This window comes from Roseibium sp. 10G30-5, assembly GCF_055809635.1.
Genome location: NZ_CM147918.1, coordinates 2659358 through 2685928, shown reverse-complemented (window position 1 = coordinate 2685928; position 26571 = coordinate 2659358). Strand labels below are relative to the sequence as shown.

The window sequence follows — 26571 nt, the reverse complement described above, 5'->3', positions numbered from 1 at the left end:
CTCAAGAACATGCAACACGCATGTGACATCCGCTGCCAAAGGCACTGGACCGCCGCACTGTGGTACCAACGGCCTGAAACCCCAGCTTTTTCAAGAGAGCCAGCGAGGCCGTGTTCGTTTCAAAAGCACGCGCTGCAATGCGGTCTCCAGCATGTTCGGCAAAAGCCCATTGCAGCGCAGCGATTGCCGCCTCTCTGGCATAACCGAAGCCTTGAAACGGCCGCCCGATCCAGTACCCGAGCGTCGGACACTCCGACAATTCTGTCAGGTCTCCTAGCGCGGCAACAGCCACAACGCCAATCAGAACCCCGCCCAGAGTAATCCCAAATGCCGCCTCGTCGATCATAGGGTCGACACTCATCACATGAAACACATACTGTTGCGCCTCGCCGTTCTGATAAGGTCAGGAGCAACTGGTCAGCCACCGCACGATCTCGTAATCCCGGTTGCCGATCGTCTCGATGACATCCGCGTCAGAGGCGCGCAAGGGGCGCAGGACAAGACGGCGCGTCATCAAATCGGGCAGCGTCATCATTGGTCCAGTCTCCAGGCCTTCAACGAATCCCAGACGGTCCGCTCAAGAATGAAGCGCTCAACCGGAACGGCACCACCAGCACCAAGCGACCGGATCATCGACTGATCACAATACTGAAACCCGGATTTCACCAACACCCGACGCGACCCGGGGTTGGTGACCCGACACGATCCGTGCAGATCCATCATCGACCCATGCATGAAAGCATGATCAACCAGAACATGCAGCGCCTGGGTCGCATAGCCCTGCCCCCAGAATGGCTCACCGATCCAGTAGCCAACGGTTGCCGACCCGTTCGCTTCCATCTGGTGATACCGGGCAATGCCAACGAAACGTCCCGTCAGCCGCAGGCGCACAGCGAAGAGCCCGCTATTTTCCTGTTCCACTTCCGCGCGCCGCACGATTGCCTTGGCATCGTCCAGTCCAAAAGGATGGGGCATTGAGGCAAGATTGACAGCGATGCGCGGATTATTGGCAAGATAGACGATATCCGCCAGATCATCGGTTCGCGGCAGGTCGAGCCGCACATCCCGGGCTTCCAGCGGCAAAGGGGCCGCACCACGACAACTCTCGTCTAAATATCTCTCGTGCTCGATTACCATGGGTCACTCCAGTCAAAGTTGAAAAAAGGGGGAGATGGCGACCCATCTCCCCTTTGTTCTTTGACTGTTGTGTCCAACCGCCGGGGCTATGAGGCGCCGGCGGTTTTGAATGACACGTCGGCTTTACTCCGCTGCTTCCGCTACCGGAAGCACGTTAATAAAGGTTCGGCCGTTGGCTTTAGCTTGGAATGTCACCTTGCCTTCGACAACTGCGAAGATGGTGTGATCCTTGCCAATACCTACGCCGGTCCCCGGATGCCACTGCGTGCCACGCTGGCGTGCAATGATGTTGCCCGGAATGACGGCTTCGCCACCAAACTTCTTGATACCGAGACGGCGACCAGCTGTATCGCGACCGTTACGGGATGAACCGCCTGCCTTTTTATGTGCCATGAGGTAACTCCTCGTCTCTCGTAATTAATGTGAGGACTAAAGAACTGCGGCCGCTTACGCGCCAGCCAGTTCCTTGGCCTGCTCAACCCAGTTACCGCGCTCAAAGCGACCCTTGAGGGCCGTTTCTTCTTCAACGCGAGCGATGTCGTCAGCCGTGAAAGCCGCAATCTGTGCGAAGCTCGTAACGCCAGCAGCGTTCAGCTTCTTTTCGATTGCAGGGCCGAGGCCGTCAAGCTTCTTCAGGTCGTCGCCTTCAGCAGCCTTTTCAGCAGCCGGTGCGTCTTCCTTCTTCGGAGCAGCCTTCTTGGCAGCAGGCTTTGCGCCAGCAGTCAGGATGTCCGTGACCTTGATCAGCGTGTAGGTCTGACGATGGCCGTTGCGGCGACGCGAGTTCTGGCGACGACGCTTCTTGAAAATGATGATTTTGCGGTGACGGCCCTGATCGACCACTTCCGCTACAACGCTGGCACCTTCAACGAGCGGCGCACCAATAGTGGTGTCAGCGCCATTACCAACGACCAGAACCTCATCAAAGGTTACGGTGCTGCCTGCCTCGGCGTCCAGCTTTTCGACCTTCAAAAGGTCATCCTGAGCGACAGTGTACTGCTTGCCGCCTGTCTTGATTACTGCGAACATGTCTCGCACGTCCTTCTTTTCATTTTTACCTGACCTGCCCATTTTGGGATCAAGCCGTTCGATGGTTCATCGGCGCCCGAGTGACGTCAAACTCTGGTCATCAGAGTTTCGACCATCCGGAACTTTGGGACGTTTGCACTTCGACATCAATTCGAATTGACATCTGAAGACAGTCGCTGAGGCATGGAAAATGCTGATCTGAAGATCAACGCTCATGACGGACAGCACGTCTGGTACTGGAACACGGCAGAAAGCCCCTGTCACACCAGTGACGAGGTCCTTCAAGCCCGCGCACTATAGGCAGCCTCCACCTTCTGTCAATTGTAAAACCGCCTCAAGCTGCCTTTTCTGCGGCTGAACGTGGCGTCTTTCACCCAGAACGCAACGAAAGCCAGTGATTTGGCTTCTCTTATCGCTTGCTTTTGTCCGAGCACAGCACAGAGGATCAGTCGTTGCACATTCCAGCCCAGTCTTTTTCTGTCCTGACAAGACTTGAGTGAGCGAGATCGCGATGCCAGATACAACGACGACACATATCGGCCTTGCCCACCCAACGCCTGCCGCAGGTTGATCAGTCTCAGACGCGCCTGCACTGAGCCATCCCCTTCAAGACATACAGGTAATGGTGCATTTCTGCGGCTTTTCATCCCCGCTGGAAAAAAACCGAATAAAACACCGAATGCCCCTTGCGGCCCTCCAGCCCCTTGGCTATGTTCCGCGCCACTTGAGCCCGTTTGCACAAGTACCGCGGAGAGGTGCCGGAGTGGTCGAACGGGGCGGTCTCGAAAACCGTTGAGCCTTCACGGGTTCCGAGGGTTCGAATCCCTCCCTCTCCGCCAGATTTTCTTTTTGACTTCTTTAAGTTACTGATTTTAAAGAGTTTTATTTTTCGTGTGACCCGGAATGTGACCCGAAAATAAAATGGGTTCCTAACTTTCTGCAATTCCTCTCTTCAAATACTTCCCCTGATAACGGTCGCCAGCCCTAATTTCCACCTGTGGGCATCCTGTTACACACTCTTAGCTCTTATCTTTTCCCGCACTTCTTCGGTAATCGGATTGTAGACAACCATGCTGACGTCCAGCCGGCCGTCGACGGAAAAAACAGAGTTTTCAAACGCCAAGGGTCCCAACTCGGGATGGTCTATGTGTTTGATGCCGTCGCCGAGGCCTGTAAACGTCGTTCTCCTGCCATAGGGCCGCGAACTCAGGACTGCGCGCGAGGAGATCTTCGACAAGCGGTTTCGCTTCGGTTTCTGCGCCAGCCCGCGCGGTATCAAGCTTGAATGCACCAAGCACAAAGCGGGCCATCGTCTTCCATTCATCATGAAACGTCTGGAGACGCTTATCGAGAAAAAACGACCGCAGAATGTTCCGCTGATCGGGAGCCAACAGGCCATAGTCCGTCAACATAACCGTAGCAGCCCTGTTCCAGGCAAGCACATCCCAGGTTGCGGTCCGGATGAAGGCGGGACTGGGATGCAGAGCATCAAGCACTCGTTGCAGCCGCGGTGTCACACCCTCCACAGTTTGATAATGTGCTTCAGGTGGTCGACCCAGGCCGATCAGGAACAAGTGCTCACGCTCGATATCAGTCAGCATCAGAGCCGATGCAATACGACTCAGGACGTCTGCTGACGGCGCTCCGCCCCGCCCCTGCTCAAGCCAGGTGTACTGCAGGTAGCACTGATGTTGGCGCGCTGCGCCACTTCCTCACGTCGCAACCCGGGTGTTCGGCGTCGCCCCGTCGAAAAACCAAGAACTGCCGGATCAAGCTTGGCACGGCGATCCTTCAAATATGTCCCAAGGCGGCTTTCGCCAGTCCTGTCGTCTGTCATTCGGTTAGCCATTATACCTGTATAAAGTCACTACTTTAACAGGATAATTGATCCACCTATGTCTGTCTCCAGCAAACAAGGAGCATCGACATGAAACTGTTCGTTACCGGCGCTACGGGCTTTATCGGCACACCACTCGTTAAAACCCTGATTGCATCAGGACACCACGTCATCGGCCTGACCCGCTCGGATGAGGGTGCCGAACGTCTTGTCGCGGCGGGAGCCACGCCACACCATGGCGACCTCAGGGACCTCGACAGCTTGAAGGCAGGCGCGATCCAGGCCGATGGCGTCATTCACCTTGCCTTCAACCACGATTTCTCGACCTTTGCCGCCAATTGTGAAGACGACCGCAAGGTGATCAAGACGCTGGGATCGGCCCTTGCGGGCACAAATCGACCGCTGCTTGTGACCTCGGGCACGGGAATGGCCCAGACCACCCCGAGCACACACGCCGTGGAAACCGATCCAGCGATCTCCGCCGATATTATTCCACGCGGTGCCTCCGAGGAGGCGGCAAAAGCCTTGGTTGCAGACGGCGTAAATGTCTCGATCATGCGCTTGCCGCAAGTCCATGATACGCATCGACAGGGGTTCGTCAGCATCCTGATCCAACTCGCGCAGGAAAAGGGCGTCTCGGCCTATGTCGGAGACGGTGCCAACCGCTGGCCGGCAGCACATGTTCTTGATGTCGCCGAACTCTACAAGCGCGCCATTGAACACGCGAAACCCGGGGCGGTCTATCATGCCGTCGAGGAAGACGGCGTCCGTCTGCTGGACATTGCAAGCACGATCGGCAAGCGCCTGGATCTACCGGTTGAAACGATCTCGCCAGAGCAGGCCGAGACCCATTTTGGCTGGATGGCAATGTTTGCCAGCTTCGATGCGCCCGCCTCAAGCGAGCAAACTCGCAAGCAACTGAACTGGTCTCCCGCAGGCCATCCAGATCTGATCAGCGACCTGCAAAACCTGGAGCTTGAAACGGTCTGATCGTTTTCGCAGGAGCATGACGACTTGTCCTCCCCCATCGGCCAATAAGGTTTCATCAACATGGCCTCTTCCGCCGACAAAGCAGGAGGAGAGAGCCGCATATTCTGGTTTTTCTCGAAAGGTCGATGATTTTATCGCGCTTGCCTTTATTTACACAAAACGTGATGGAAAGGATGAATTGCTGATGCGTTGACCTCGGGTAATACACACCGAAAGGCTTTCTTATGAAAACGTCCATTCGCAGTCTCATTCCTTTTGCAGCAGCGGCTGCCATGCTCTCGGCATCCACGCTGGCACACGCCGAAACCGTCAAGTTCTGGGGCACATTTGCCCCCGAAGGGCAATCAATGTCGAAAGGCCATGGCAAGGTTCTGGGCACGCTTGACACGAAGACCGACAAGGTCACTTACAAGATCACCTATTCCGGCATGACGGGCCCTCTGACAGCGGCGCATTTCCACGGCCCTGCCAAAAAAGGGGAGAATGCGGGCGTCATGTTGCCCATTCCCGGACCTTACAAGTCTGGCATGCACGGCACACTGAAAGCCAACGACAAGACCAAAAAGGCCCTGCTCGGCGGCATGACCTACGTGAACCTGCACACGAAAAAATACCCGAAAGGCGAAATCCGGGCGCAGGTCATGGTCAAGAAGATGGACCATAGCTCCACGATGAAGAGCAACTGATCTCTGCTTGAACAACAACCATGCGGCGCACATCAAGCGCCGCATGTGTTTTCGTAATCCGGGCCCTTGGTCGACAGCTTACAGGTTGACGCAACGCGCGATGCGCGAGAGCCGGTCGGCTGGCCTAGACCACCATGCCACCAGACACTTCGATACGCTGCGCATTGACCCAACGATTGTCATCCGAAAGAAGCGCTGCAATCATTGGCCCGATGTCATCCGGCAGCCCTGCACGGCCGAGTGCTGTCATGCTCGCCACCTGCTTGTTGACCTGCGGATTGTCTCGCACCATACCTCCACTGAAATCTGTCTGAATGGCGCCAGGGGCCACCACATTGGCCGTAATTTCACGCTCTCCCAATTCCTTGGCAAGATAGCGTGTCAGCACTTCGACAGCGCCTTTCATAGATGCGTAGGCCGCACTGCCCGGCACAGCAAACCGCGTCAGCCCGGAGGATATATTGATGATCCGGCCTCCCTCATTGATCAGCGGCAAAAGCGCTTGCGTCAGAAAGAAAACACCTTTGAAATGAACATTGTAAAGGGCGTCCAGCTCGTCTTCAGTGGTCTGTGCAATGGCATTGTGGTGCGAGGTGCCCGCATTGTTGACCAGATAGTCTATCCGCTCTGCGCCTAGTGACGTCAACGCTTGCGACAGCTGAGCGATAAAGCCCGGAAAACCAGACACAACACCAGTGTTCAGCTTGAGGGCGATCGCATGCGCGCCGGCTTCCGTCACCAGCTTGACTACCTCGTCCGCATCTTCCCGGCTGTTGTTGTAGGTCAGGATTGAGGAAACTCCCCGCTTTGCCAAATTCAGCACGGTGTTTCGACCCAGCCCGCGGCTGCCGCCCGTGACGAGTGCGATCTTGCGCGAAGATGTATCATGAGGCTCAGTTGACATTTCATTCTCCAGTTCAGGGTCATTGCAAGGCCGCATTATGAGGTGTGTCAGACGGCAAACTGAATGCCGGAACCCTCCTGTTTCTTGCCTATTCCTGTCACACTCCCATATTCAGGAAAGACCAGCACCGACGATGGACATGCAGCATGATTGAACCACTGCTCACCGCTCTTCTTCGATACACAGACGGGCAAGACGACGAGAGTCCTTACTTCACATCAATCGACGGTCTGACGATCCTGCGGTCCAATCACGAGAAGCCGGCCTCGTTCATGATCCATCGTCCTGCTCTTTGCATTGTTGCCCAGGGCACAAAACGCACCACTGTCGGTGGCAATCACTACGAATATGCCAGCGGTCAGGCGCTCGTGGTCAGCGTAGATGTTCCCTCGGCAGGGCGTGTGATTGAAGCCAGTGCCGATGTGCCTTTTCTCTGTCTGATTATCGAATTCGACATGGCTATCATGCAGGATGTACTGGAGGAGTTGGACGCATCGGCTGTGGCGAGCGAGCACGTTACACGCGGTGTTTTCGTTCGCAATTTCGATGGCCCTATCAGCGACTGCGCCCTGCGAATGGTCCGATTGCTGGAGACACCGAAGGCCATTTCGACCCTGTCCCCGATCATCATGCGGGAAATCTGTTACTGGTTGTTGAGCGGGCCACAGGGCAAAGAAATTGCACGTCTTGCCTTGCCCGGTACGCGGGCGCATCGGATCGTCAAAACAATTCATCACCTGCGACAGCATTTCAGACAGGTGATCCGCATCGAGGATCTGGCCAAAATTGCTCAAATGAGTCCATCAGCCTTTCATCGCCACTTCAAAGCCCTTACCTGCATGACGCCGTTACAGTATCAAAAGCAGTTGCGGCTTCTGGAAGCACGCCACTTGATGCTGTCTCAGATCCAGTCTGTTGAAGCGGCCGCCTTCGAGGTCGGCTATGAAAGTGCCTCACAGTTCAGTCGAGAATATTCCAGACTGTTTGGCATTCCGCCCAAGAGAGATAGAGAAGCATCCAGAATTTCCAGACGACAGATGGAAATGAAAGTCACTTCAGACGCATGACAAACATAATCAATTTCGACAACTGCGACATTTACAATACCTACACAGGAAACAATACTTACCTTCAAGCCTCATATGAAAAATGACTACAGAAAGAAACATAAATATAACCCCGTTCGATTGCGGAAGGCGCCTTTCCCGGCCAGATAAATTATTTTTAATTCATACGTAATGCCCGTTATACTTGATGAATTTAATGATTGAGAAGTGTTTTAACCGGACAATGCTCGCCAGTTAATGAGAGAGGCGTTCCTGCGATGGCGTTGTTTTTTGGTTCAAAGAAGAACCCTACCCTTGCTGCGATCAGCGATTCCTTTGCCATGATCGAGTTCACGGTCGATGGTACCATTCTGACCGCGAACGAGAATTTTTGCGCCGCCGTGGGATACAGTCTGCCTGAGCTCGAGGGAAAGCATCACAGTCTGCTGCTACGCAAAAGTGACCATGACGACCCACATTACTAGGACTTCTGGACAAAGCTTGCGAATGGCGTCGCTCAATCTGGAGAGTTCCGCCGCGTCCACAAGGATGGCACGGATATCTGGCTCCAGGCGAGCTACATGCCGGTGCGCAGCAGGTCGGGTCGTGTTGAGAAGATCGTCAAGGTCGCATCAGCAGTCACCGAGCAAAAACGCAAGGCTCTCGAATATGCAGGTGAACTGGCCGCAATTTCCCGATCACAGGCCATCATCCAGTTTGATCTGGATGCAAAGATCCTGGATGCCAACGAAAACTTCCTGAAAACGATGGGCTATTCTCTCGAAGAGGTCAAAGGCAAAGAGCACAAGGTTTTTGTCGAAAAGGAACAGGCTGAGAGCGCCGAATACAAGGCATTTTGGGATGACTTGCGTAAGGGGATCTTTAAAGAAGGAGAGTTTCGTCGTGTCGGAAAAGGCGGCAAGGAGGTCTGGATTCAGGCGACCTATAACCCGATCCTTGATGCAGACGGCAAGCCATTCAAGGTGGTCAAGTTCGCAACCAACCGGACGACGCAGGTGTCCCGACGGATGCACCGCGAAAGGGTTCAATTGCAGATTGATGCTGATCTGACCGATGTGGCAGATTCCATTGCCATGGCCAATCAGCAGGCAAGCGGTGCCAGTGCGTCCTCTCAGGAGACGGCCAGCAGTGTGCAGGCAGTTGCAGCCGCAGCAGAAGAGTTGGTCGCCTCCATCGAAGAAATCACCCGGCAGGTCAGTCGCTCTCTGGAAATTTCCAAGCAGGCCGTCTCGGAAGCTGATCAGTCGGCCTCTGTCATGAGTGGTCTGTCGCATGACGCGCAGAAAATCGGTGAAGTCATCGAGTTGATCGAAAACATCGCCAATCAGACCAATCTGTTGGCCTTGAATGCCACCATTGAAGCTGCACGCGCCGGAGAAGCCGGCAAGGGCTTTGCAGTTGTGGCATCGGAAGTGAAAAGTCTTGCAGCACAAACATCCAGTGCCACCGAAGACATCCGCAACCAGATTGTGTCGGTGCAAAGTTCGACATCTCTGGCAGAAAATGCGATCACTTCGATCATGGAAATCATTGGCAATGTCAGTGAAATTTCGACGAGTATTTCGTCTGCGGTCGAGCAACAGTCCGCCGTGACGCGCGATATTTCCAACAACATGCACCAGGCCTCCACCGGCGTAACCTCCATCACGTACAATATGAAACAACTGGCGGAGCTGACCGACAAAGTCGAACACGCGACGATGAAGGTGAAGGAAGCCTCTCGCTCCATCGTGTGAGGCAGCACGAGCGATCAGCCTCCGGAATGAAGTGGCAGATCGCTCTCGCCTTCAACGAGATCCAACGGCCAGACTTGCTGGTGAGGAATGTCCTTGTATTTGAGGGCAAACCCCGGGAATTCTGCCAGCAGCATTTGGCCCAACATCTCGCCAAGGGCTGACGGGTCCAGTCCAAAACAAGTCAGCCGCGGCAACAGGAAGCGACCAACGGCACTCTCCCGCTCGGCGATGATCGCAAGATCCTTGCCCGGCTGAAGCCCCGCCTCTCCCAGTCGTCTGTACAGCCCGACAGACATCATTTCCGCATTCAGCAGGATTGCCGTCGGTCGGTCTTTCCGCGTCAACAGTTCGCTCGCGACTTCATAGCCACCCTGCTCATGGGTATCCGCCCGGAACACCAGATCCGGATCGAAATTGAGACCGCACGCAGCGAGACCCTTGCGATAGCCATTCAGGAAAAGCTTGCCGAGATTGACGGCCGTGTTTGGCGCAGCCACCGCAATGCGCCGATGGCCACGACTGAACAAGCGCTGGACAGCCTTTTCCGCAATCCCCTCGAAGTCGAGATCAATCCAGCGACAGGTCGGACTGGCCGCATCGCTGCGCCCCAACGCCACGAACGGCATCTTCGCTCGCGACAGAAAGGCAAACCGGGGATCTGTGACACGGGTATTCGTAATGATAAGCCCATCGACGATGCGTCGTGCCACCATGCCTTTGAGGAACTCATCCGGATCCTCTCCTCTCGGACAGAGAAGCAACACCAGATCAAGATGATGGCGTGAAAGCACACCCTGCAACCCGTCAATCACGCTAGGAAAGAAATTCTCGCCAACACTACCAACGGAAAATCCTTGTTCCAGGAGCAGTCCAACGGTGCGCGTCGTGCCTTGCCGCAAACTGCGTCCAGCCTGGTTCGGCACATACCCCAGTTCTTCCGCTGCCTCCAGCACCCGACGCCGGGTTTCGGCACTGACATCCGCCTTGCCGTTCAAGGCCCGCGATACGGTACCTATCGAAATTTGCAGATGCTTGGCAAGCTGACGAATGCCCTTCATTCATTCCCCCTTGGCCAACGAAGTATGGCCACAAAACCGAATTCGAAATCCTGTCAAGAAAACCGAGACGTGCTCCTTGGTTGCGCGGAATACCAAGATTTCAACCTTATTTTGGTAGTGTAAAACTCACCTGTAACCAGCGTTGCAAGCATTTGAAAATTCGCAAATTTTCAACGCTCCGGCAGCATCCATTATGCTTTTTCCTTGCCGCCCGCTTGACGCTTACCTCCCCGTCCACGCAACCATTGATGTTGACGATCTTAAAATTTTGCGTCTATTATCGTAAACGTTTACGGAGACAGTTTCCAAGGCTTTCATAACGCTTGAACCCGAAAATGGGAGTTTTTCGGATAAAGCGGAAAGTCTGAATGGAAACTGCGCGGACCAGTCCTGCGGCGTGTCACGACGCAGGGCCTCAAACTGGGAGGAATTTCATGAGAAAAGTCTTTAAGCTGGCGTGCGCCTCTGCGGCATTGCTGGGAGCCGGATTTGCCGCGAGCGCTGCAACAGCAGACCCTGTGACCATCAAGGTCTGGGCGGTGGACAAGCCGGGACAGCCCGCTCCGGCCCTCGTTGACGACTTTAACAAGTCGCACAAGGACATTCAGATCCAGTACCGTCAGATCCAATTTGCGGATCTGATGAGCGCGGTCATGCGCGCCTATTCCATTGGCAAGGCCCCCGACATCTATGCTGTCGACGTGCCTTTCAATGCAATGCTCGCTTCGCATAATACGCTTCTGGACCTGACCTCCATGGTCAAAGCGTCCGACACGATCAATCTCAAGGATTACTATCCGGGTCCGGTGGAATCAGCCACCTGGAAGGGCAAGCTGTATGGTGTTCCAAAGGCCACCAACACGATTGCGCTCTACTACAATGCCGACATGTTCAAGAAAGCAGGCATTCAGGGACCGCCCAAAACCTGGGATGAACTTCTGAGCGACGCCAAAAAGCTGACGGACAAGAAAAAAGACGTTTATGGCACTTAGCGTTCTCCGCTATCGCCACAGAAGAAGGGACCTTCCAGTTCCTGCCGTGGCTACAAATGGCTGGAGGAAGCTGGAAGAAGGTCAATGGACCGGGCGGCGTCAAGGCATTGACATTGTTCAAAACCATTCTTGATGACAAGCTGGCCTCGCCGGATACGATCAGCCGCAGCCAGTGGGATTCCACCTCAACCTTCATCGCGGGCAACACGGCCATGGCGATCTCGGGACCGTGGGAACTGGACCGCATGGCCAAAGAAGCCAAGTTCGACTGGAAAGTCGCGTTGTTACCAACCGTCAAGGAAGGTGGGCCCCGCTCTTCCGCCATGGGCGATTACAACTGGGTGGTCTTCAAGTCGACAAAGCATCCGAAAGCCGCCTTCAAGGTGCTGGAATATTTTGCCAGCCAGGACAAGACGATGTTCCAGAAGTTCGGACAACTGCCACCAGAGGAAGACGTCAAGATCCCTTCCACCGGTAATGCCAACAAGGATGAGGCTCTGAAGACATTTCAGGAGCAGCTCAAATATGCCAAGCCGCGTGGTCCCTCAGCTGAATGGCCGAAGATCTCGCAGGCCATTCAGGATGCCATGCAGGCAGCTCTGACCGGATCGAAAACGCCGCAGCAAGCGCTTGACCAGAGCGCAGGCCAAGATCGACCGGGTCGTCAACTGATCTGATTGTCTTCGCGTCTTTCAAAGACCATCGCCCGCCCTTCCAATGTGGAGGGCGGGTTCGGAGGCCTCTTGTCTGCCCTCACGCACCTTCAAGACGCACGGTTTAACGAACTGACCGCGCAAGTTGCTTGATCCACGACCCTCCGGGCAATGGCACAGGAACAAATCTCATGCGAAACCGCATCTCCACACTCTGGGACGGACACGGGTTCGACATCATTCTGATCGGCATTCCGCTGCTCTTTCTGATCGCGATCTCCGGGTCCGCCATCCTTTACAACGTGCTGATGAGCTTCCAGAGCGTCGACATGTTCTCGCTCGGCACTCTGGTTCGACCCTTTGTCGGCTTCAAGAATTACACAGACATTCTCACCGACCCGCAAAGCTGGCCAATCTTCGGTAACACGCTGATCTTCGTGGTCGGGTCCATTCTGGGTCAGTTCATCATCGGTTTTCTGCTGGCTGTGTTCTTTCAGCAGCGCTTTCCCGGTGCAAGCTACATCCGCGGGCTGTTTCTGGTGTCCTGGGTCATGCCGGGACTGGTCACGGGGGCCATCTGGAACTGGCTTCTGTCCGGCGACTACGGCGTCATCAATTATTTTCTGGAAAGCCTTGGCATCATTCAGGACCCGATCTTCTGGCGATCAAATGCAAATTATGCCCTGTGGAGCGTGATCATTGCCAACGTCTGGTTCGGCACCTCTTTCAACATGATCTTGCTGTCGGTCGGTCTTGCCGCCATCCCGAAGGATCTCTACGAGGCTGCCGATCTGGATGGAGCTGGCCCCTTCCGCCGCTTCTTCACCATCACCTTGCCGATGATGCGGGCGACCATTGGCGCCCTGTTGTCGCTGGGTCTGATCTTCACGCTGCAACAATTCGACCTCTTCGCCTCGATCACCGATGGCGGGCCGAACAATGCGTCAAACGTGGCGCAATACTGGGCCTGGCAACTCTCCTTCAAGCAGTTTGATTTTGCCCGCGGCGCGACCGTGTCGGTGATGATGATCATTGTCGTGATCGTCGCAGCCGTCTTCTACGTCCGCTCGACGCGACAGGAGGTCCGCGGATGACCAATCAATCGCTTCGCAATACCGTGTTGATCGTGGCCGCTCTTGCCCTGGCCGCCGCCTATCTGTTTCCGCTGTACTGGATGTATGTCACCTCCATCAAGACATCGAGCGAAGCCTTTGCAGTGCCGCCGGTGTTCGTGCCCTCAGATGCGCAATGGGCCAATTTTTCCCATGTCTGGACCCAGCGCCACATGGGCACCTACCTGTGGAACTCGTTCTACATTGCAACCTGGTCAGTGATCCTGATTGCCGGGCTCGGGTCGGGCTGTGCCTATGTTCTGGCGCGCTACCGCAACGTGTGGATCGATATTGGCCTGTTCCTGATCCTCATGTTGCAGGTGCTACCGCCCTCATTGATGGTCACACCTATCTTTGTTGGCTTCTCACAGCTTGGCATTCTGGATTATCCGCGGTTTGCCACCATTCTTGGCATCACGGCCAAGAGCATGCCCTTCTTCGTGGTGTTGGTGCGCGCAACCTTCATGAGCGTGCCAATGGAACTCGAAGAAGCCGCCCTGGTCGATGGCAACTCGCGCATCGGTGCCTTCTTCAACATCGTGCTGCCCCTTGCCCGCAACGGCATTCTGGTCAGCGCCATCCTAATCTACATGCAGGCCTTTGGCGAATTCGTCTACTCCAAGACCTTCATCAATGATGCCGAGTTTCAGCCCGCCAGTGTCGGCCTGAACACCTTCATGGGCCCCAATACTGTCGAGTGGAACATGATCATGGCCTATGCCTCGATCTATGTGACGCCGATCCTGGGTGCCTTCGTCCTGCTTCAACGCAGAATTGTCTCCGGCCTGACATCGGGAGCCCTGAAATGACAGCCCAGATCGAATGCGATGCGGTCGACAAATACTACGGCCACTTTCACGCGCTGAAGAACATCAATCTGGAAATCCAGAACGGCGAGTTCGTCGCCCTTGTCGGCCCTTCGGGCTGCGGCAAGTCCACACTGCTGCGATCCCTTGCCGGATTGGAGAAGATCTCACATGGCGAACTTCGGATCACCGGCGAGCGCGTGAACGAGATGCCACCACGCAAGCGTGACATCGCCATGGTGTTCCAGTCCTATGCGCTTTACCCACATATGACCGTGCAACAGAACCTGACCTACAGCCTGCGCGTCCATGGCATGAAAAAGCCAGAAGCCAACCGTAAGGCTGAAGAAGTTGCCGAGACGACCGGCCTGACCCCTCTCCTGAAGCGCTACCCGCGTGAGCTTTCCGGCGGTCAACGACAGCGTGTCGCCATGAGCCGGGCGATTATCCGCAACCCCAAGGCCTTCCTGTTTGACGAACCCCTGTCCAATCTGGATGCCGCCTTGCGCGTTCACATGCGCAAGGAAATCCGCACGTTGCATGATCGCCTTGGTGCCACCTCCGTCTATGTAACGCATGACCAGATCGAAGCCATGACCATGGCCGATCGCGTGGTACTGATGCGGGCAGGCTGTATTGAGCAACAAGGCGCGCCGCTTGAGCTTTATGACAGGCCGGTCAACAAGTTCGTGGCCGGGTTCATTGGGTCACCAGCGATGAATTTCATTCCAGCGGTCGTCGGCCCGGATGGCCAGACCCTGAACCTGCAACTCGGCAAAGACACTCAGGCGCTATCCTATCCCGGTCGTCTTGAGGCGGGCCGGGAGGTCACTGTGGGGCTTCGGCCAGAGCATCTGCTGGTGGTCAATGAGGCTGACGCCCAGCTTCGCGTTCCCTTGCGGATTACCGAGGCGACCGGCGCCAGCACCTACCTGTTTGCGAATGGCGATCCCGAGATCACGGTCATCATCAACGACCGGGCGACGCTGCGCCGGGGCGACATGCTCAATCTGCGGATAGACCCGGCTCACATCCACCTCTTCGACAAGGACACGGGGCTGCGTCTCTAGAACGCGCCCTTCGGCACTGTCGGCCTCTCGACAGTGCCTTTTTGACCCATCAGCGCCTGCCTGAACATTTTCGCAGGTCGGCCTTCATTTTCGAGGACAGAGACATGAAATTTTCCGATGGCAACTGGCAGGTCCCGGACAATCTTGACCTGATGCACCCCGTAGAGCCTCACACGGCCCGAGCCGACGGAGACACGCTTGTGGTCAAGGTGTCGGCCTTAGCGAACTGAACGATCGCGCCGATCAGATCAACGCCAGACTGTTTACCGTTCGCCTGTTTTCACCACGCACCGGCATCATCGGTGTACGCATCGAGCATTTCCGTGGCGTCCTTGATACAGGGCCCCACTTCGAACTCTTCACCGATGACACAGCAACGCCAGACATCCAGATCGGCACGGAGTACGCCGAGATCACAAGTGGCAATCTGACCGCGCGCGTGCCGCTGACTGGCCCGTGGGGCATGGAATTCCTGCGAGACGGCAAGATGATCACCGCCAGCGGCTACAAGTCTGCGGGATACGCCAATGACCGGGACGCCAATGATCGCAAACATATGTTCGAGCGGCTTGACCTTGGTGTCGGCGGGCTTGTCTATGGTCTTGGTGAGCGCTTCACCAAGCCTGGTCAAGAACGGCCAGAGTGTTGAGATCTGGAACCGCGATGGCGGTGCCAACACAGATCAGGCCTACAAGAATATTCCCTTTTTCCTGACCAACCGCGGCTGGGGCGTTTTCGTCAACAATCCGGGGAAAGTCGAATTTGAGATCGGCTCGGAAAAGGTCTCCAAGGCTCAGTTTTCCGTGCCCGGCGAAGCTCTTGAATATTACGTCATCGACGGTCCCGACCCGAAAGGCGTCATTGATCGCTACACCCAACTGACAGGGCGCCCTGCCCTGCCTGCGACATGGTCCTTCGGTCTATGGCTGACCACCTCCTTCACCACCGAATATGATGAGAAGACGGTCACAGGCTTTCTTGATGGCATGGCCGAGCGCGATATTCCGCTGCATGTCTTCCATTTTGACTGCTTCTGGATGCGTGGTCTGCATTGGTGTGATTTCGAATGGGATCCGGAGACCTTCCCTGACCCGGAAGACATGCTCAAGCGCTATAAGGCCCGTGGGCTGAACATCTGTCTTTGGATCAATCCTTACATTGCGCAGGAGTCGCGCCTTTTCGATGAAGGCATGAAAAACGGCTATCTGCTGAAACGACCCGATGGCTCGACCTGGCAATGGGATAAATGGCAACCGGGGCAAGGTGTGGTTGACTTCACCAATCCGGACGCCTGCGCCTGGTATGCAGGCTATCTGAAAGACCTTGCCCGTCAGGGAGTTGATGCCTTCAAAACCGACTTCGGCGAACGCATCCCTACCGAGGTGGCCTATCACAATGGCGCCGACCCGGATGCCATGCACAACTATTACACCTTCCTCTACAATAAGGTCGTCTACGAAGCGCTTGAAGAGGTGAAGGGCAAGGGTGAAGCTGTTCTCTTTGCGCGCTCTGCCACCACCGGCGGGCAGCAGTTCCCGGTTCATTGGGGTGGGGATTGCTTCTCTGACTTTGGGGCTATGGCCGAAACGCTGCGCAGCGGACTATCGCTTGGGCTTTGCGGCTTCGGTTTCTGGTCACACGACATCGGTGGCTTCGAGGCGACCGCTGATGCGGATGTCTACAAGCGCTGGTGCGCCTTCGGCCTGCTGTCCAGTCACAGTCGCCTGCATGGCTCCAAGTCCTACCGTGTGCCGTGGCTTTATGACGATGAAGCGGTCGATGTCTTGCGCCATTTCGTCAAATTGAAGTGCCAGCTGATGCCAACGATTTACGAAGCCTCTTGTGAGGCACCGAAAACGGGCCTGCCGGTCATGCGCGCCATGATGCTGGAATTCCCCGAGGACCGCGCCTGTGACACGTTGGAAATGCAGTACATGCTTGGGGAAAAGCTGCTGGTGGCTCCGGTTCTGGATTCCTCTAACGCGGTCGACTTCTATCTGCCGCAAGGACGCTGGACGCACCTTCTGTCCAACGACATCGTCAGTGGTGGAACCTGGCGTCAGGAAACCCACGATTTCATGAGCCTGCCGCTTTATGTACGACCCAACAGCCTCATCGTCTGGGGCGCGGTCGACGACAAGCCAGACTACGACTACGCAGACGGCGCCCTGTTTGCCCTCTATGAGCTGGAAGATGGCAAGAGTGCCACAGCCACCATTTTTGCCGAAAAAGGTGTGCCACAGCAGTGCATGACCATTGAACGGCAAGGCGGCACCTTCAAGATCGACGTGACGGACACCGCTCGCCCCTGGCAGGTGCGATTGCAGAACATCACCTCGGTTGAACTCGCTGGAAGCGATCTCGCCATCAAGACAACGGATGAAGGTGTCATCCTGTCAGGGCGTGGCCCAGTCAGCGTGTCTCTCTGAGCAAAGGCCCGTCAGGTAACATGCAAAAGGCCCGCGACTTTCATGGTCGCGGGCCTTTTTTGTTCCTTCAGAGCCAATAAAGTCGCCGAGCCTTAAAGCAGCAAGTTTTTGGCTTCCTCTGGGCTCAAGGCCTCAGGGCGGGTACATGGCGTCGTGATGTCGATGAACTGACCGGTTTCGCCGGACTTGAGAATGCTATCCATCACCTCGACGACATGGAGAGCACGGTCGAAGGAACACCGATAATCACGCCCCTCAATCAGGCCGACCGCCATATCTGCCAGACCTGCGGTCCGGTAGTTGGCCATCATGCCCTGCTTGTGCTCCTGATTGGGAATGCCAAACGGATGATGCCGCTCGGCAACCTTCTCAGGATCTCCCCCTCCCGAAATCAGCGTTACATCACCGCCGAAAAAGTTCGGATCCGGTACGTAAAGTGAGCCGTTTGTGCCGTAAAGTTCCATGTTGGCATGGCGGTGCGCCCACACATCCCAACTTGCAGACAAGGTGATCAAAGCGCCGGTTTCAAATTCCAGCAGCGCATGAACCGTTGTGTCCACATCCACGGGCACCTCTTCCCCCTTACGCGCACCATTGCCAATGGTACGGGTCGGGGTGGCCTTGCCGCCCAACGCGGCCACGCGCTTGACCGGGCCGATCAGATTGACCAGATTGGTGATATAATAAGGCCCCAGATCAAAGATCGGTCCACCACCCGGCTGAAAGAAGAAATCCGGGTTCGGATGCCAAGCTTCCATGCCATGGCTCATGACGTGACAGGTCCCGGACATGATCTGCCCGACGGTGCCTTCATCCAGCACACTGCGGGCAAGCTGATGAGCCCCACCCAGGAACGTGTCCGGGGCTGAGCCAATCTTCAGGCCCTTGGCATCTGCAAGTTTTTTCAGTTCCAGCCCTTCGGCCAATGACAGAACCGCAGGCTTTTCAGAATACACGTGTTTGCCTGCTTGAAGCACCTGCGTCGAGACCGCCAGATGCGCCGCAGGCACCGTGAGATTGACCACAAGACCAATATCGTCCGCCGCCAGCAGCCCTTCAACAGTTTCCGCACGAACGCCATATTCCTGCGCCCGTGCCTTTGACGCCTCTGCATTGATATCGGCAACGGCCTTGATCTTGATCCCCTTGAACAACGGGGCTAACGACAGATAGGACGTCGAAATGTTGCCGCATCCGATGATGCCGACACCCAATTCTTTGCTCATTTGAATGATCCTTTTCGAGCATGAACAAGGCCGCTGTTTGCGGCCCTGTTGTCATCCGGTTTTCTGCTAAATCGGCACGACTTCAGAAGCCCAACGCCTCAAAGCGTCTTGACCGTTTCAATGGAGCGATTGGCGAACCGGCTGTGATCAGACGGATTGTCATGTTCCATCACATAAACCTGGACATTGGTTTTCTTGATCAAGGTCATCAGGCCCTTCCAGTCCATAACGCCGTGACCAACGTCAGCCCATCCATCTTCGTCGGCGCATTCGCCATCCGCAGCAATATCCTTGACGTGAACGGATGAAATGCGGTCGCCATATTTGGTGATCCACGCCTTCGGATCGCCGCCACCGCGCACAATCCATGCGATGTCAGCTTCCCAGGAAATGCCCGGCGCTGCGTCCAGCAACACCTGCATCGGTGTGGAGCCATCTTCGAGCGTCTTGAACTCGAAATCATGGTTGTGCCACCCAAAGCCGAAGCCATCCGCCTTGTAGGTCTCGCTAAGAGTCTGCAAGCGCTTGGCAATCGCGGTCCAACCCGCAACGTCTGCCGGTCGTTCATCTGGCTTCAGATGCGGACAGAACAGAATTTTGAGGCCAAGCGTCTTGGCAATCGTCACGACACGATCATGCTCGTTTTCCAGCATATCGAGAGAAAAATGGCCCGTCGGCATGGTCAGGCCATTACTGTCCAGAACCTTGCGCGTACCTTCCGGATCTTCATAGACGGGGCCAAAACCCTCGACCTGCGCGTAACCGGCATCCGCCAACATGCGGCAAGTGTCTTCGAAAGACTGAAAATTGCGCGATGAATAAAGCTGATAGGAAAAATCAGTCATGGGAACTCCTCCTTACTGGATTTTGCGCGTGCCCCGGCAAACCTCTCCAGGACGGAGAGGCTTTTGTTCGGGCCACAAATGTCAGATGCGTTGTTCTGTACTGCTGTCGAAGATCGACAGATACTGCCGGTCGTAGGTGATGCCCACGGCCTGACCGAGATGATAGTTCCTGCCCGATTCAACCCGGACCGAGAGGCTATGACCATCCATGGCGAGCCAGACGAGACTGTCCGCTCCCATTGGTTCAATCAGTTCGATGGTCGCCTGCAACGAGCAGGCTTCCGCCTCTGGCCCGTCAACAAGGCCGGAATGTTCAGGGCGCAGGCCAAGGATCACATCCTGACCGTCGCGTAACTCGTCGGCATGCTCGTAGTCGCCAACCGAAAGCCGGGTCTTGTCGCCCAGGCGCAAGGTCGGCTTGGCGCCTTGAAACTCCACTTTGCTTGGCAGGAAATTCATCGACGGAGAACCAATGAACCCAGCCACAAACAGACTGGCCGGTCGATTGTAGATCTCAAGCGGCGTATCAAGCTGCTGGATGATACCGTCCTTCATGACGGCAATCCGGTCCGCCAATGTCAGGGCTTCAATCTGGTCATGGGTCACATAGACCATGGTGTTGCGCAGGGTCTGGTGCAGACGCTTGATTTCAACGCGCAGCTCCGAGCGCAGCTTGGCATCCAGATTGGACAAAGGTTCATCGAACAGGAACACATCGACATCGCGCACAAGCGCACGGCCAATGGCGACGCGCTGACGTTGACCACCCGAGAGCTGTCCCGGCTTACGATGCAGAAGCGGCTGGATCTGCAGCATCTCCGAAGTCCGCTCGATACGAGCAGCGATCTCCTCCTTCGGCAATCCGGCAATCTTCAGGCCGAATGACAGGTTCTTCTCGACACTCATCTGCGGATAGAGCGCATAAGACTGAAACACCATGCCGATGCCCCGATCCTTAGGCTCATCCCATGTGACATTGCGCCCGGAGATGAACACCTGACCATCGGAAATATCCAGCAGGCCGGCAATGCAGTTCAATAGTGTGGACTTGCCACAGCCAGATGGGCCGAGCAGTACGAGGAACTCGCCGTCCTCGATTTCCAGATTCATGGATTTCAGAACGGTCATCGCGCCGAACCGCAGCGACAGATCACGGACAGAAACGCTGGTCATGGTCACTTACCCTTTCACGGCCCCGGCCGCGATGCCGCGGACGAAGAGCTTGCCGGATATGAAATAGATGCAAAGAGGAACAAGAGCCGTGAGGATAGTAGCCGCCATGTTGACGTTGTATTCCTTCACCCCTTGCGTGGAATTGACGATGTTGTTGAGCTGAACCGTCATCGGATAGGTGTCCGGTCTGGTGAAGACGACCCCAAAGAGGAAGTCATTCCAGATGCCCGTCACCTGCAAGATGATGGCGACGACAAAGATTGGCAGGCTCATCGGCAACATGATGCGCAGATAGATCGTCCAGAACCCTGCGCCATCGACCCGCGCCGCCTTGAACAGCTCTTCCGGCATCGACGAAAAGTAGTTGCGGAACAACAAGGTCAGGATCGGCATCCCGAAGATGGTATGTACAAGAACCAATCCGCTCAAAGAGCCATAAAGACCGATGTCGCGCAGGATGATCACCATCGGATAGAGCATCACCTTAGTAGGGGATGAAAGCTCCTATAATGAGGATGGTGAAGAAAATCTCCGCTCCCTTGAAGCGCCAGTTTGCCAGGGCATAGCCGTTGACCGAGGCAATCAGGATCGACAGGATCACCGAGGGAATGAGGATGCGCACGGAGTTGAAGAACCCGCGCGACAGGCCATCACAGTTCAGACCCGTACAGGCATGCGCCCACGCCTTGACCCAGGGCTCGAAGGTGATGCTGACCGGCGGGGAGAAAATATTCCCCAGCCGTACTTCGGGCATCCCCTTGAGGCTTGTGACCACCATCACATACAGCGGCAACAAGTAGTAGAGTGCCACAATGATCAGCGTGCCGTAGAGCATGATGTTACGACGTGTCATCACCTTGCGGGGACGACGCCCCCGCGCATCAACGATTTCCGGACCGGCAGCGGATGCGGAAAAGCTTCTGGAAAGACTGTCAGTATCAGCCATTGCGCTTCTTGCCTCCGAATTGCAGGTACGCCCAAGGGATGAGAACAATGACCACCGACAGCAGCATCATCGCGGATGCTGCCAGTCCCTGCCCCAGATTCTGCGAGGCAAACATGGCGTCATAAACGTATTTGGCGGGCACTTCGGACGAAATCCCGGGGCCACCGCCCGTCAGCGCAACGATCAGATCGTAGAGCTTGATGATGCCGGAGGCGATCAACACCAGCGCGGTGATGAAGATCCCGCGCATCATCGGAATGATGACGAAAATATAGGTTTTCCAAACCGGGATGCCGTCAACGCGCGCGGCCTTCCAGATCTCTTCGTCGATGCCGCGCAATCCTGCAAGCATGAGGCACATGATCAACCCGGTCTCATGCCAAAGACCGGCAATCAACACGCCGACGATAACGATGTGGCTGTTGTAGAGCGGGTCAAAGGAAAGGCCGGTGAAACCGATTTCACGCAGGATGTGTTGAACACCGAAATCAGGATTCAAGATCCACTGCCAGGCCAGACCGGTGACGATGAAGCTGAGAGCGAACGGATATAGAAAGATCGTTCGGAAGGTATCTTCAAAGCGAATTTTGCGATCCAACAGCGCTGCCAGAAAGAAGCCGACAACCAGCGTAAACACCAGTGCAAACACGCCGTAAATGGCGATGTTCTCGACGGAAATGATCCATTTTGGCGTGCGCCAAAGGCGTTCATACTGATACAACCCGACAAAATGGGCTCGGGGCAGCAAGCGGGAGTTCGTGAAGGAATACACGATACTCCAGATTGTTCCTCCAAGGAAAACGACCAATGCCGTGGCGATCATCGGCAAGGCCGCGATCTTTGCACTGGCATTACGGTGCCACCTCTAGCAGGGGGTTTGGCGACTGGTGCCAAATCCATGGCTCACCTCACTCGATCAACAACGGCAAAGGAAAACTTGGCGGGGCAGACAACCGACCCGATACAACAGAGCATCGGATCGGCTTGACGATTGTCTGCGCCTTGTTTGATGAAACGTGGATCAGCCTGCGCTTTGCAGAAGCTGAACCAGGCTGTCACGCAGGTCTTCTGCCGACATTGATGAGTTGGAGAAGAACTGCACCGTCAGATCGTTGATCTGGTTTTGCAGATCAGGCGTCAGCAACTCATCGGTGCTGGGCTGCAAGTTGCCCTTGTCGAGGATGGCGAGACCCTTTTTCATGCAGTCGTTGGTGGCATTGATGTCCACGTCAGAGCGCACCGGCAGAGACCCCTTCTTGAGATTGAAGGCAACCTGAGTTTTCGGGCTCAGCATGACCTTGGCCAACACCTCCTGAGCCTTTGACTTTGCCGCGTCCTTCAACTTGGGAAAGTAGAAGGAATCCCCGCCTGTGGTCAGGATCTGCTTTTCGCCAATCCCGGCCAGACAGGAATAGTCCGTGCCAGCGGTCTGACCTGCCACATGGAACTCTGCCTGCGCCCAGTCACCCATCATCTGACCGGCAGCCTTGCCGGTAATCACGGCGTTGGTGGCATCATTCCAGTTCTGCACGTTGATGCCCTTGGACATCTTGCGCGCATCGACCATGGCCTGGAGGATCGGATCGAAGGCCTTGCTCTTCACCGCATCCGCCTTCTTGTCACGATAGACGTCGAGATAGAGCTGCTTACCACCAAGGTCCAGCGTGAAATTGGCAAGGAAAATGGCAGTCTGCCAAGGCTGCTGGCCCACCGCAAGCGGCACAATACCGGCCTTGCGAAGCGCCGGTGCTGTCTTGACGAAATCGGTCCAGCTTGTCGGCACATCGACACCAGCCTTCTTGAAGGCATCATTGTGCAGCCAGATCCACTGGTTGGAGTGAATGTTCACCGGCACACAATAGATGTGCCCCTTGTAGGTGCAGCCTTCCAACAAGGACTTCGGTCGAATGACCTTGGCCCACCCTTCGGCCTTGGCAACATCGTCGAGGTTGCGCATCAAACCGGATTCGACAAGTTCCTGGGCCTGAAGACCATGGTTGAATTGTGTCGCACCCATGGGATCTCCCCCATGATGCGGCTGATCATGACAGGACGGGCAGTGCCGCCAGATCCGGCGATCGCGCCATCAATCCAATGGTTGCCCGTAGCATCAAATGCCTGGGCAAAAACTTTCACGGCAGCCGCTTCACCACCTGAGGTCCACCAATGGGTGACCTCAAGATCCGTTGCATGTGCTGCCATCGGCACCGACACGCTTGCGAGCAGCGCCAGGGCAATCCCACTTACTTTAAAACTCATGTTCTCCTCCCAAAGAACTGAAACGTTACAGTTCAAAACGGTAGAAGATAATTTGTCTCAAATCAAGCGACCCGTTCAACAAAATCCCGTTGAGGTTGCAAATCCAACCTCGCTAAAGCCACTGTGAATTAAACACAAAAGCGTGAATTCACAGTGCAGAATTTACGCATTTAATGATATATTTCAGTTAGTTTTCGCAAGGCAGCGTGAGTTTTCATGCAGCGCACAACTTAAGGCTGAAATTACCAGTCCAAAAAAATTATCAAGTTTCCACTTGCTGAATTGCAATTTTACTGAAACGTTATAGGCATCGCAAAAGTGATGATTTTGTTCTCACTTGCCGTTCCAGTATCTCTGCATTTTCAGGACTTCTCGCGTGAAGGCGCCCCACCAGACACCTAAAAATCCGCTGCCGACAAGCGAACGCCCGACACTGAAGACAATCGCTTTCATGACCGGTTTGGGCGTGACCACCGTGTCGCGCGCGCTCAAGGACGCACCCGACATTGGCAAGGCTACCAAAGAGCGTGTGCGGCTGATTGCAGACCAGATCGGTTATCGACCCAACCGAGCCGGTGTGCGTCTGCGGACGGGCAAGACCAACGTCATCAGCCTGATCTTGAACACGGAGGATGAAGTGTCGCCGATGACGAATCAGCTCATCCACGGCATCACCATTGCGCTACGCGACACCAGCTATCATCTGGTCGTAACGCCTTATTCATCACTCGATGACCCTTTGACGCCGGTGCGGTATGTCGTTGAAACCGGGTCAGCCGACGGCGTCCTGATCTCACGAATCGAGCCTGAAGATCCGCGCATTCGCTATCTTCAGGATAACCGCATGCCGTTTTCCACCCATGGCCGCAGCCGCCTGACGGTGGAACATTCCTATTACGATTTCGACAACACCCGCTTTGCCCGTGAGGCTGTGACAACGCTGGCAGACAAGGGCCGCAGGCATCTCGCCATGATCGGACCACCCGGCCACATGACCTACGCCCAGCACCTAATGACCGGGTTTCTGGAGACGATGAGCGCGAAGAACCTTCAGCAAATCCCCATCGGCAACATTGATGTCGATCAGCCAGTGCAGCAGATCGCCCAAAGCGTCGAAGAGCTGTTTCGCAGAGGCCCACGCCCCGACGGCCTGATCTGCTCCAGCGCAGGATCAGCGCTTGGCGCAGCTATCGGATTGGAGCGGTGCGGGCTGGTGATCGGACAGGATGTCGACATGGTCGCCAAGCAAGGGAAAGGCGCTGTGCTGCCGTGGTTTCGACCGGCCATCACCGTCATTGACGAAGATTTCAGTCGTGCCGGCCGCAAGTTGACCGAACAGGTTCTCGGTCTGATCAACGGAGTTGCACCGAAAGATCTGCAAAGCATCGTCTATGCCGAAGAGGACGACTAACACCGACACACCCCGCAGGCGGCGGTCAGAATGCCCCCCGGGCCAACGGAACCTGGGCGGATAAAATCTCCGCTAAAAAAGCGCCACGACCGACCCTGCATACACCCGGTTTCAGACAATGTTCAAAGGGAGGACAGAATGAAGACCATGAAGGGACCAGGCCTGTTTCTGGCTCAATTTGCAAGCGACACAGCGCCGTTCAACTCGCTGGAAACCATCGCCGATTGGGCGGCGGATCTCGGCTACAAGGGATTGCAGATCCCGACCATCGACGCGCGCCTGATCGATCTCGAAAAAGCAGCATCCTCCAAAGGGTATTGCGACGACCTGAAAGGTATGTTGGCAGACAAGGGACTGGAGGTGACCGAACTTTCGGCCCATCTGCAAGGCCAGCTCGTTGCCGTTAATCCAGCCTTCGATTTGATGTTTGATGCCTTCGCCCCGGAACCGGTGCGCGGCAATCCGGCAGCTCGCACAGAGTGGGCTGTGGATCAGGTCAAGAAGACCGGACAAGCCAGTCGCAACCTCGGCCTCGACGCCTGCGTCGGATTTCCCGGTGCGCTGGCGTGGCCTTATGTCTACCCTTGGCCGCAGCGTCCTGCCGGTCTGATCGAGCAAGCTTTCACGGAACTTGCCACCCGCTGGAAGCCCATTCTTGATGCCTACGATAGTGTTGGCGTGGACATGTGCTACGAAATCCATCCCGGTGAAGACGTTTTCGATGGCGCGACATTTGAGATGTTTCTTGACGCGCTCGACGGCCATCCGCGCTGCAACATCAATTACGACCCCTCGCATTTCGTGCTGCAACAGCTCGATTATCTGGCGTTCATCGACATCTATCACGAGCGGATCAAGGCCTTTCACGTCAAGGACGCGGAGTTCAACCCGGATGGACGGCAGGGTGTGTATTCCGGCTATCAGTCGTGGGTCGACCGTGCAGGCCGGTTCCGGTCTCTGGGCGACGGGCAAGTCGATTTCGCCGGTATCTTCTCCAAGCTCGCCGCCTACGACTACGACAGTTGGGCCGTTCTGGAATGGGAATGTGCTCTCAAGCACCCGGAAGACGGGGCTGCGGAGGGCGCACCTTTCATCCGCGACCATATCATTCGCGTTACTGAACATGCCTTCGACGACTTCGCCGGTACGGGGGCCGACGAGAGCGTCAACAGACGCATTCTGGGACTCGACTAGAGGGGAAGCAA

Annotated in this window: 23 protein-coding genes, 1 tRNA gene and 5 pseudogenes; 14 read left to right on the top strand and 15 right to left on the bottom strand. The window is 55.7% G+C overall.

What is annotated here, in order from left to right; genetic code table 11:
• Nucleotide 1: 1 nt before the first annotated feature.
• The 5 genes and pseudogenes from AC0L7U_RS13575 to rplU form a co-directional block, all read right to left on the bottom strand.
• Nucleotides 2–382: pseudogene (locus AC0L7U_RS13575) on the bottom strand (GNAT family N-acetyltransferase); the annotation flags it as partial.
• A gap of 21 nt (nt 383–403) precedes the next feature.
• Nucleotides 404–535 carry a hypothetical protein gene (locus AC0L7U_RS13570; protein ID WP_473691402.1) on the bottom strand — a complete coding sequence of 44 codons (132 nt, stop codon included), beginning with the start codon at nt 533–535 and terminating at the stop codon, nt 404–406.
• Nucleotides 532–1137, bottom strand: coding sequence for a GNAT family N-acetyltransferase (locus AC0L7U_RS13565; protein ID WP_473691400.1), 606 nt, complete (start codon nt 1135–1137; stop codon nt 532–534). Before AC0L7U_RS13565 ends, AC0L7U_RS13570 begins: the two co-directional genes overlap by 4 nt.
• 123 nt (nt 1138–1260) lie before the next feature.
• The gene (gene rpmA, locus AC0L7U_RS13560) at nt 1261–1530 is read right to left on the bottom strand and encodes a 50S ribosomal protein L27 (protein WP_473691398.1); all 270 of its coding nucleotides are present in this window, start codon (nt 1528–1530) and stop codon (nt 1261–1263) included.
• Nucleotides 1531–1584: 54 nt separating this feature from the next.
• Nucleotides 1585–2166, bottom strand: a complete 582-nt coding sequence (rplU, locus tag AC0L7U_RS13555) for a 50S ribosomal protein L21 (RefSeq protein WP_473691397.1) — start codon at nt 2164–2166, stop codon at nt 1585–1587.
• A 749-nt stretch (nt 2167–2915) separates the two neighbouring features.
• Between rplU and AC0L7U_RS13550 the strand changes: the two genes are divergently transcribed.
• Nucleotides 2916–3005: transfer RNA gene (locus tag AC0L7U_RS13550), tRNA-Ser, on the top strand.
• A 170-nt stretch (nt 3006–3175) separates the two neighbouring features.
• Here AC0L7U_RS13550 and AC0L7U_RS13545 read toward each other — a convergent pair.
• Nucleotides 3176–4003: pseudogene (locus AC0L7U_RS13545) on the bottom strand (helix-turn-helix transcriptional regulator).
• A gap of 90 nt (nt 4004–4093) precedes the next feature.
• On the opposite strand from AC0L7U_RS13545, the gene AC0L7U_RS13540 reads away from it, so the two are divergent.
• Both AC0L7U_RS13540 and AC0L7U_RS13535 read left to right on the top strand, forming a co-directional pair.
• Nucleotides 4094–4993, top strand: coding sequence for an SDR family oxidoreductase (locus AC0L7U_RS13540; RefSeq protein WP_473691395.1), 900 nt, complete (start codon nt 4094–4096; stop codon nt 4991–4993).
• 224 nt (nt 4994–5217) lie between these two features.
• Entirely contained in the window at nt 5218–5679 is a 462-nt protein-coding gene (locus tag AC0L7U_RS13535) for a CHRD domain-containing protein (RefSeq protein ID WP_473691393.1), read from the top strand.
• Nucleotides 5680–5803: 124 nt separating this feature from the next.
• Here the strand turns inward: AC0L7U_RS13535 and AC0L7U_RS13530 are convergent, their stop codons facing one another.
• Nucleotides 5804–6583: an SDR family NAD(P)-dependent oxidoreductase gene (locus AC0L7U_RS13530; protein WP_473691391.1), complete on the bottom strand. Its 780-nt coding sequence runs from the start codon at nt 6581–6583 to the stop codon at nt 5804–5806.
• Nucleotides 6584–6729: 146 nt separating this feature from the next.
• Here AC0L7U_RS13530 and AC0L7U_RS13525 point away from each other — a divergent pair, with 146 nt between their 5' ends.
• From AC0L7U_RS13525 to AC0L7U_RS13515, 3 genes are all read left to right on the top strand, one after another.
• Nucleotides 6730–7650: an AraC family transcriptional regulator gene (locus AC0L7U_RS13525; protein WP_473691389.1), complete on the top strand. Its 921-nt coding sequence runs from the start codon at nt 6730–6732 to the stop codon at nt 7648–7650.
• Nucleotides 7651–7907: 257 nt separating this feature from the next.
• Nucleotides 7908–8114 (top strand): PAS domain S-box protein, encoded by a 207-nt coding sequence (locus AC0L7U_RS13520; RefSeq protein ID WP_473691387.1) that lies wholly within the window; start codon nt 7908–7910, stop codon nt 8112–8114.
• A 96-nt stretch (nt 8115–8210) separates the two neighbouring features.
• Nucleotides 8211–9386, top strand: coding sequence for a methyl-accepting chemotaxis protein (locus AC0L7U_RS13515; protein ID WP_473691385.1), 1176 nt, complete (start codon nt 8211–8213; stop codon nt 9384–9386).
• A 14-nt stretch (nt 9387–9400) separates the two neighbouring features.
• Here AC0L7U_RS13515 and AC0L7U_RS13510 read toward each other — a convergent pair whose 3' ends face one another.
• Nucleotides 9401–10444, bottom strand: coding sequence for a LacI family DNA-binding transcriptional regulator (locus tag AC0L7U_RS13510; protein WP_473691383.1), 1044 nt, complete (start codon nt 10442–10444; stop codon nt 9401–9403).
• Nucleotides 10445–10878: 434 nt separating this feature from the next.
• Here AC0L7U_RS13510 and AC0L7U_RS13505 point away from each other — a divergent pair.
• The 5 genes and pseudogenes from AC0L7U_RS13505 (at nt 10879) to AC0L7U_RS13485 (ending at nt 15307) form a co-directional block, all read left to right on the top strand.
• Nucleotides 10879–12113: pseudogene (locus tag AC0L7U_RS13505) on the top strand (ABC transporter substrate-binding protein).
• Between the two features lie 167 nt (nt 12114–12280).
• Nucleotides 12281–13183 (top strand): carbohydrate ABC transporter permease, encoded by a 903-nt coding sequence (locus tag AC0L7U_RS13500; protein ID WP_473691382.1) that lies wholly within the window; start codon nt 12281–12283, stop codon nt 13181–13183.
• Entirely contained in the window at nt 13180–14010 is an 831-nt protein-coding gene (locus tag AC0L7U_RS13495; RefSeq protein WP_473691380.1) for a carbohydrate ABC transporter permease, read from the top strand. Before AC0L7U_RS13500 ends, AC0L7U_RS13495 begins: the two co-directional genes overlap by 4 nt.
• Nucleotides 14007–15077, top strand: coding sequence for an ABC transporter ATP-binding protein (locus AC0L7U_RS13490; protein WP_473691378.1), 1071 nt, complete (start codon nt 14007–14009; stop codon nt 15075–15077). Before AC0L7U_RS13495 ends, AC0L7U_RS13490 begins: the two co-directional genes overlap by 4 nt.
• 104 nt (nt 15078–15181) lie before the next feature.
• Nucleotides 15182–15307, top strand: coding sequence for a hypothetical protein (locus tag AC0L7U_RS13485; RefSeq protein WP_473691376.1), 126 nt, complete (start codon nt 15182–15184; stop codon nt 15305–15307).
• Nucleotides 15308–15357: 50 nt separating this feature from the next.
• Here the strand turns inward: AC0L7U_RS13485 and AC0L7U_RS13480 are convergent, their stop codons facing one another.
• Nucleotides 15358–15708 (bottom strand): hypothetical protein, encoded by a 351-nt coding sequence (locus tag AC0L7U_RS13480; protein WP_473691374.1) that lies wholly within the window; start codon nt 15706–15708, stop codon nt 15358–15360.
• Here AC0L7U_RS13480 and yicI point away from each other — a divergent pair.
• Nucleotides 15674–17506 (top strand): alpha-xylosidase, encoded by a 1833-nt coding sequence (yicI, locus tag AC0L7U_RS13475; RefSeq protein WP_473691372.1) that lies wholly within the window; start codon nt 15674–15676, stop codon nt 17504–17506. The genes AC0L7U_RS13480 and yicI overlap by 35 nt on opposite strands.
• A gap of 92 nt (nt 17507–17598) precedes the next feature.
• Here yicI and AC0L7U_RS13470 read toward each other — a convergent pair whose 3' ends face one another.
• The 6 genes and pseudogenes from AC0L7U_RS13470 to AC0L7U_RS13445 all read right to left on the bottom strand — a co-directional run bounded on the left by AC0L7U_RS13470 (nt 17599) and on the right by AC0L7U_RS13445 (nt 23955).
• A complete protein-coding gene (locus AC0L7U_RS13470; protein WP_473691370.1) occupies nt 17599–18732 on the bottom strand; it encodes a Gfo/Idh/MocA family protein in 1134 nt (377 codons plus the stop codon).
• A 98-nt stretch (nt 18733–18830) separates the two neighbouring features.
• Entirely contained in the window at nt 18831–19577 is a 747-nt protein-coding gene (locus tag AC0L7U_RS13465; RefSeq protein WP_473691368.1) for a sugar phosphate isomerase/epimerase family protein, read from the bottom strand.
• Nucleotides 19578–19658: 81 nt separating this feature from the next.
• Nucleotides 19659–20750 (bottom strand): ABC transporter ATP-binding protein, encoded by a 1092-nt coding sequence (locus AC0L7U_RS13460; RefSeq protein WP_473691367.1) that lies wholly within the window; start codon nt 20748–20750, stop codon nt 19659–19661.
• A 6-nt stretch (nt 20751–20756) separates the two neighbouring features.
• Nucleotides 20757–21696, bottom strand: a pseudogene (locus AC0L7U_RS13455) (carbohydrate ABC transporter permease).
• Nucleotides 21689–22534, bottom strand: coding sequence for a carbohydrate ABC transporter permease (locus tag AC0L7U_RS13450; protein ID WP_473695824.1), 846 nt, complete (start codon nt 22532–22534; stop codon nt 21689–21691). The pseudogene AC0L7U_RS13455 and the gene AC0L7U_RS13450 overlap by 8 nt, the downstream one beginning before the upstream one ends.
• 183 nt (nt 22535–22717) lie before the next feature.
• Nucleotides 22718–23955 (bottom strand): annotated as a pseudogene (locus tag AC0L7U_RS13445) (ABC transporter substrate-binding protein).
• Between the two features lie 376 nt (nt 23956–24331).
• Between AC0L7U_RS13445 and AC0L7U_RS13440 the strand changes: the two are divergent.
• Together AC0L7U_RS13440 and AC0L7U_RS13435 are read left to right on the top strand one after the other, a co-directional pair.
• Nucleotides 24332–25366 (top strand): LacI family transcriptional regulator, encoded by a 1035-nt coding sequence (locus AC0L7U_RS13440; protein WP_473691365.1) that lies wholly within the window; start codon nt 24332–24334, stop codon nt 25364–25366.
• A 147-nt stretch (nt 25367–25513) separates the two neighbouring features.
• Nucleotides 25514–26560 carry a sugar phosphate isomerase/epimerase family protein gene (locus AC0L7U_RS13435; RefSeq protein ID WP_473695822.1) on the top strand — a complete coding sequence of 349 codons (1047 nt, stop codon included), beginning with the start codon at nt 25514–25516 and terminating at the stop codon, nt 26558–26560.
• The last annotated feature ends 11 nt before the right edge of the window (nt 26561–26571 follow it).

What these genes read in the sequence shown, in the direction of transcription:
- AC0L7U_RS13570 (WP_473691402.1), bottom strand. Translation starts at nt 535, where the DNA reads ATGATGACGCTGCCCGATTTGATGACGCGCCGTCTTGTCCTGCGCCCC.
- AC0L7U_RS13565 (WP_473691400.1), bottom strand. Translation starts at nt 1,137, where the DNA reads ATGGTAATCGAGCACGAGAGATATTTAGACGAGAGTTGTCGTGGTGCG.
- rpmA (WP_473691398.1), bottom strand. Translation starts at nt 1,530, where the DNA reads ATGGCACATAAAAAGGCAGGCGGTTCATCCCGTAACGGTCGCGATACA.
- rplU (WP_473691397.1), bottom strand. Translation starts at nt 2,166, where the DNA reads ATGTTCGCAGTAATCAAGACAGGCGGCAAGCAGTACACTGTCGCTCAG.
- AC0L7U_RS13540 (WP_473691395.1), top strand. Translation starts at nt 4,094, where the DNA reads ATGAAACTGTTCGTTACCGGCGCTACGGGCTTTATCGGCACACCACTC.
- AC0L7U_RS13535 (WP_473691393.1), top strand. Translation starts at nt 5,218, where the DNA reads ATGAAAACGTCCATTCGCAGTCTCATTCCTTTTGCAGCAGCGGCTGCC.
- AC0L7U_RS13530 (WP_473691391.1), bottom strand. Translation starts at nt 6,583, where the DNA reads ATGTCAACTGAGCCTCATGATACATCTTCGCGCAAGATCGCACTCGTC.
- AC0L7U_RS13525 (WP_473691389.1), top strand. Translation starts at nt 6,730, where the DNA reads ATGATTGAACCACTGCTCACCGCTCTTCTTCGATACACAGACGGGCAA.
- AC0L7U_RS13520 (WP_473691387.1), top strand. Translation starts at nt 7,908, where the DNA reads ATGGCGTTGTTTTTTGGTTCAAAGAAGAACCCTACCCTTGCTGCGATC.
- AC0L7U_RS13515 (WP_473691385.1), top strand. Translation starts at nt 8,211, where the DNA reads ATGCCGGTGCGCAGCAGGTCGGGTCGTGTTGAGAAGATCGTCAAGGTC.
- AC0L7U_RS13510 (WP_473691383.1), bottom strand. Translation starts at nt 10,444, where the DNA reads ATGAAGGGCATTCGTCAGCTTGCCAAGCATCTGCAAATTTCGATAGGT.
- AC0L7U_RS13500 (WP_473691382.1), top strand. Translation starts at nt 12,281, where the DNA reads ATGCGAAACCGCATCTCCACACTCTGGGACGGACACGGGTTCGACATC.
- AC0L7U_RS13495 (WP_473691380.1), top strand. Translation starts at nt 13,180, where the DNA reads ATGACCAATCAATCGCTTCGCAATACCGTGTTGATCGTGGCCGCTCTT.
- AC0L7U_RS13490 (WP_473691378.1), top strand. Translation starts at nt 14,007, where the DNA reads ATGACAGCCCAGATCGAATGCGATGCGGTCGACAAATACTACGGCCAC.
- AC0L7U_RS13485 (WP_473691376.1), top strand. Translation starts at nt 15,182, where the DNA reads ATGAAATTTTCCGATGGCAACTGGCAGGTCCCGGACAATCTTGACCTG.
- yicI (WP_473691372.1), top strand. Translation starts at nt 15,674, where the DNA reads ATGGTCTTGGTGAGCGCTTCACCAAGCCTGGTCAAGAACGGCCAGAGT.
- AC0L7U_RS13470 (WP_473691370.1), bottom strand. Translation starts at nt 18,732, where the DNA reads ATGAGCAAAGAATTGGGTGTCGGCATCATCGGATGCGGCAACATTTCG.
- AC0L7U_RS13465 (WP_473691368.1), bottom strand. Translation starts at nt 19,577, where the DNA reads ATGACTGATTTTTCCTATCAGCTTTATTCATCGCGCAATTTTCAGTCT.
- AC0L7U_RS13460 (WP_473691367.1), bottom strand. Translation starts at nt 20,750, where the DNA reads ATGACCAGCGTTTCTGTCCGTGATCTGTCGCTGCGGTTCGGCGCGATG.
- AC0L7U_RS13435 (WP_473695822.1), top strand. Translation starts at nt 25,514, where the DNA reads ATGAAGGGACCAGGCCTGTTTCTGGCTCAATTTGCAAGCGACACAGCG.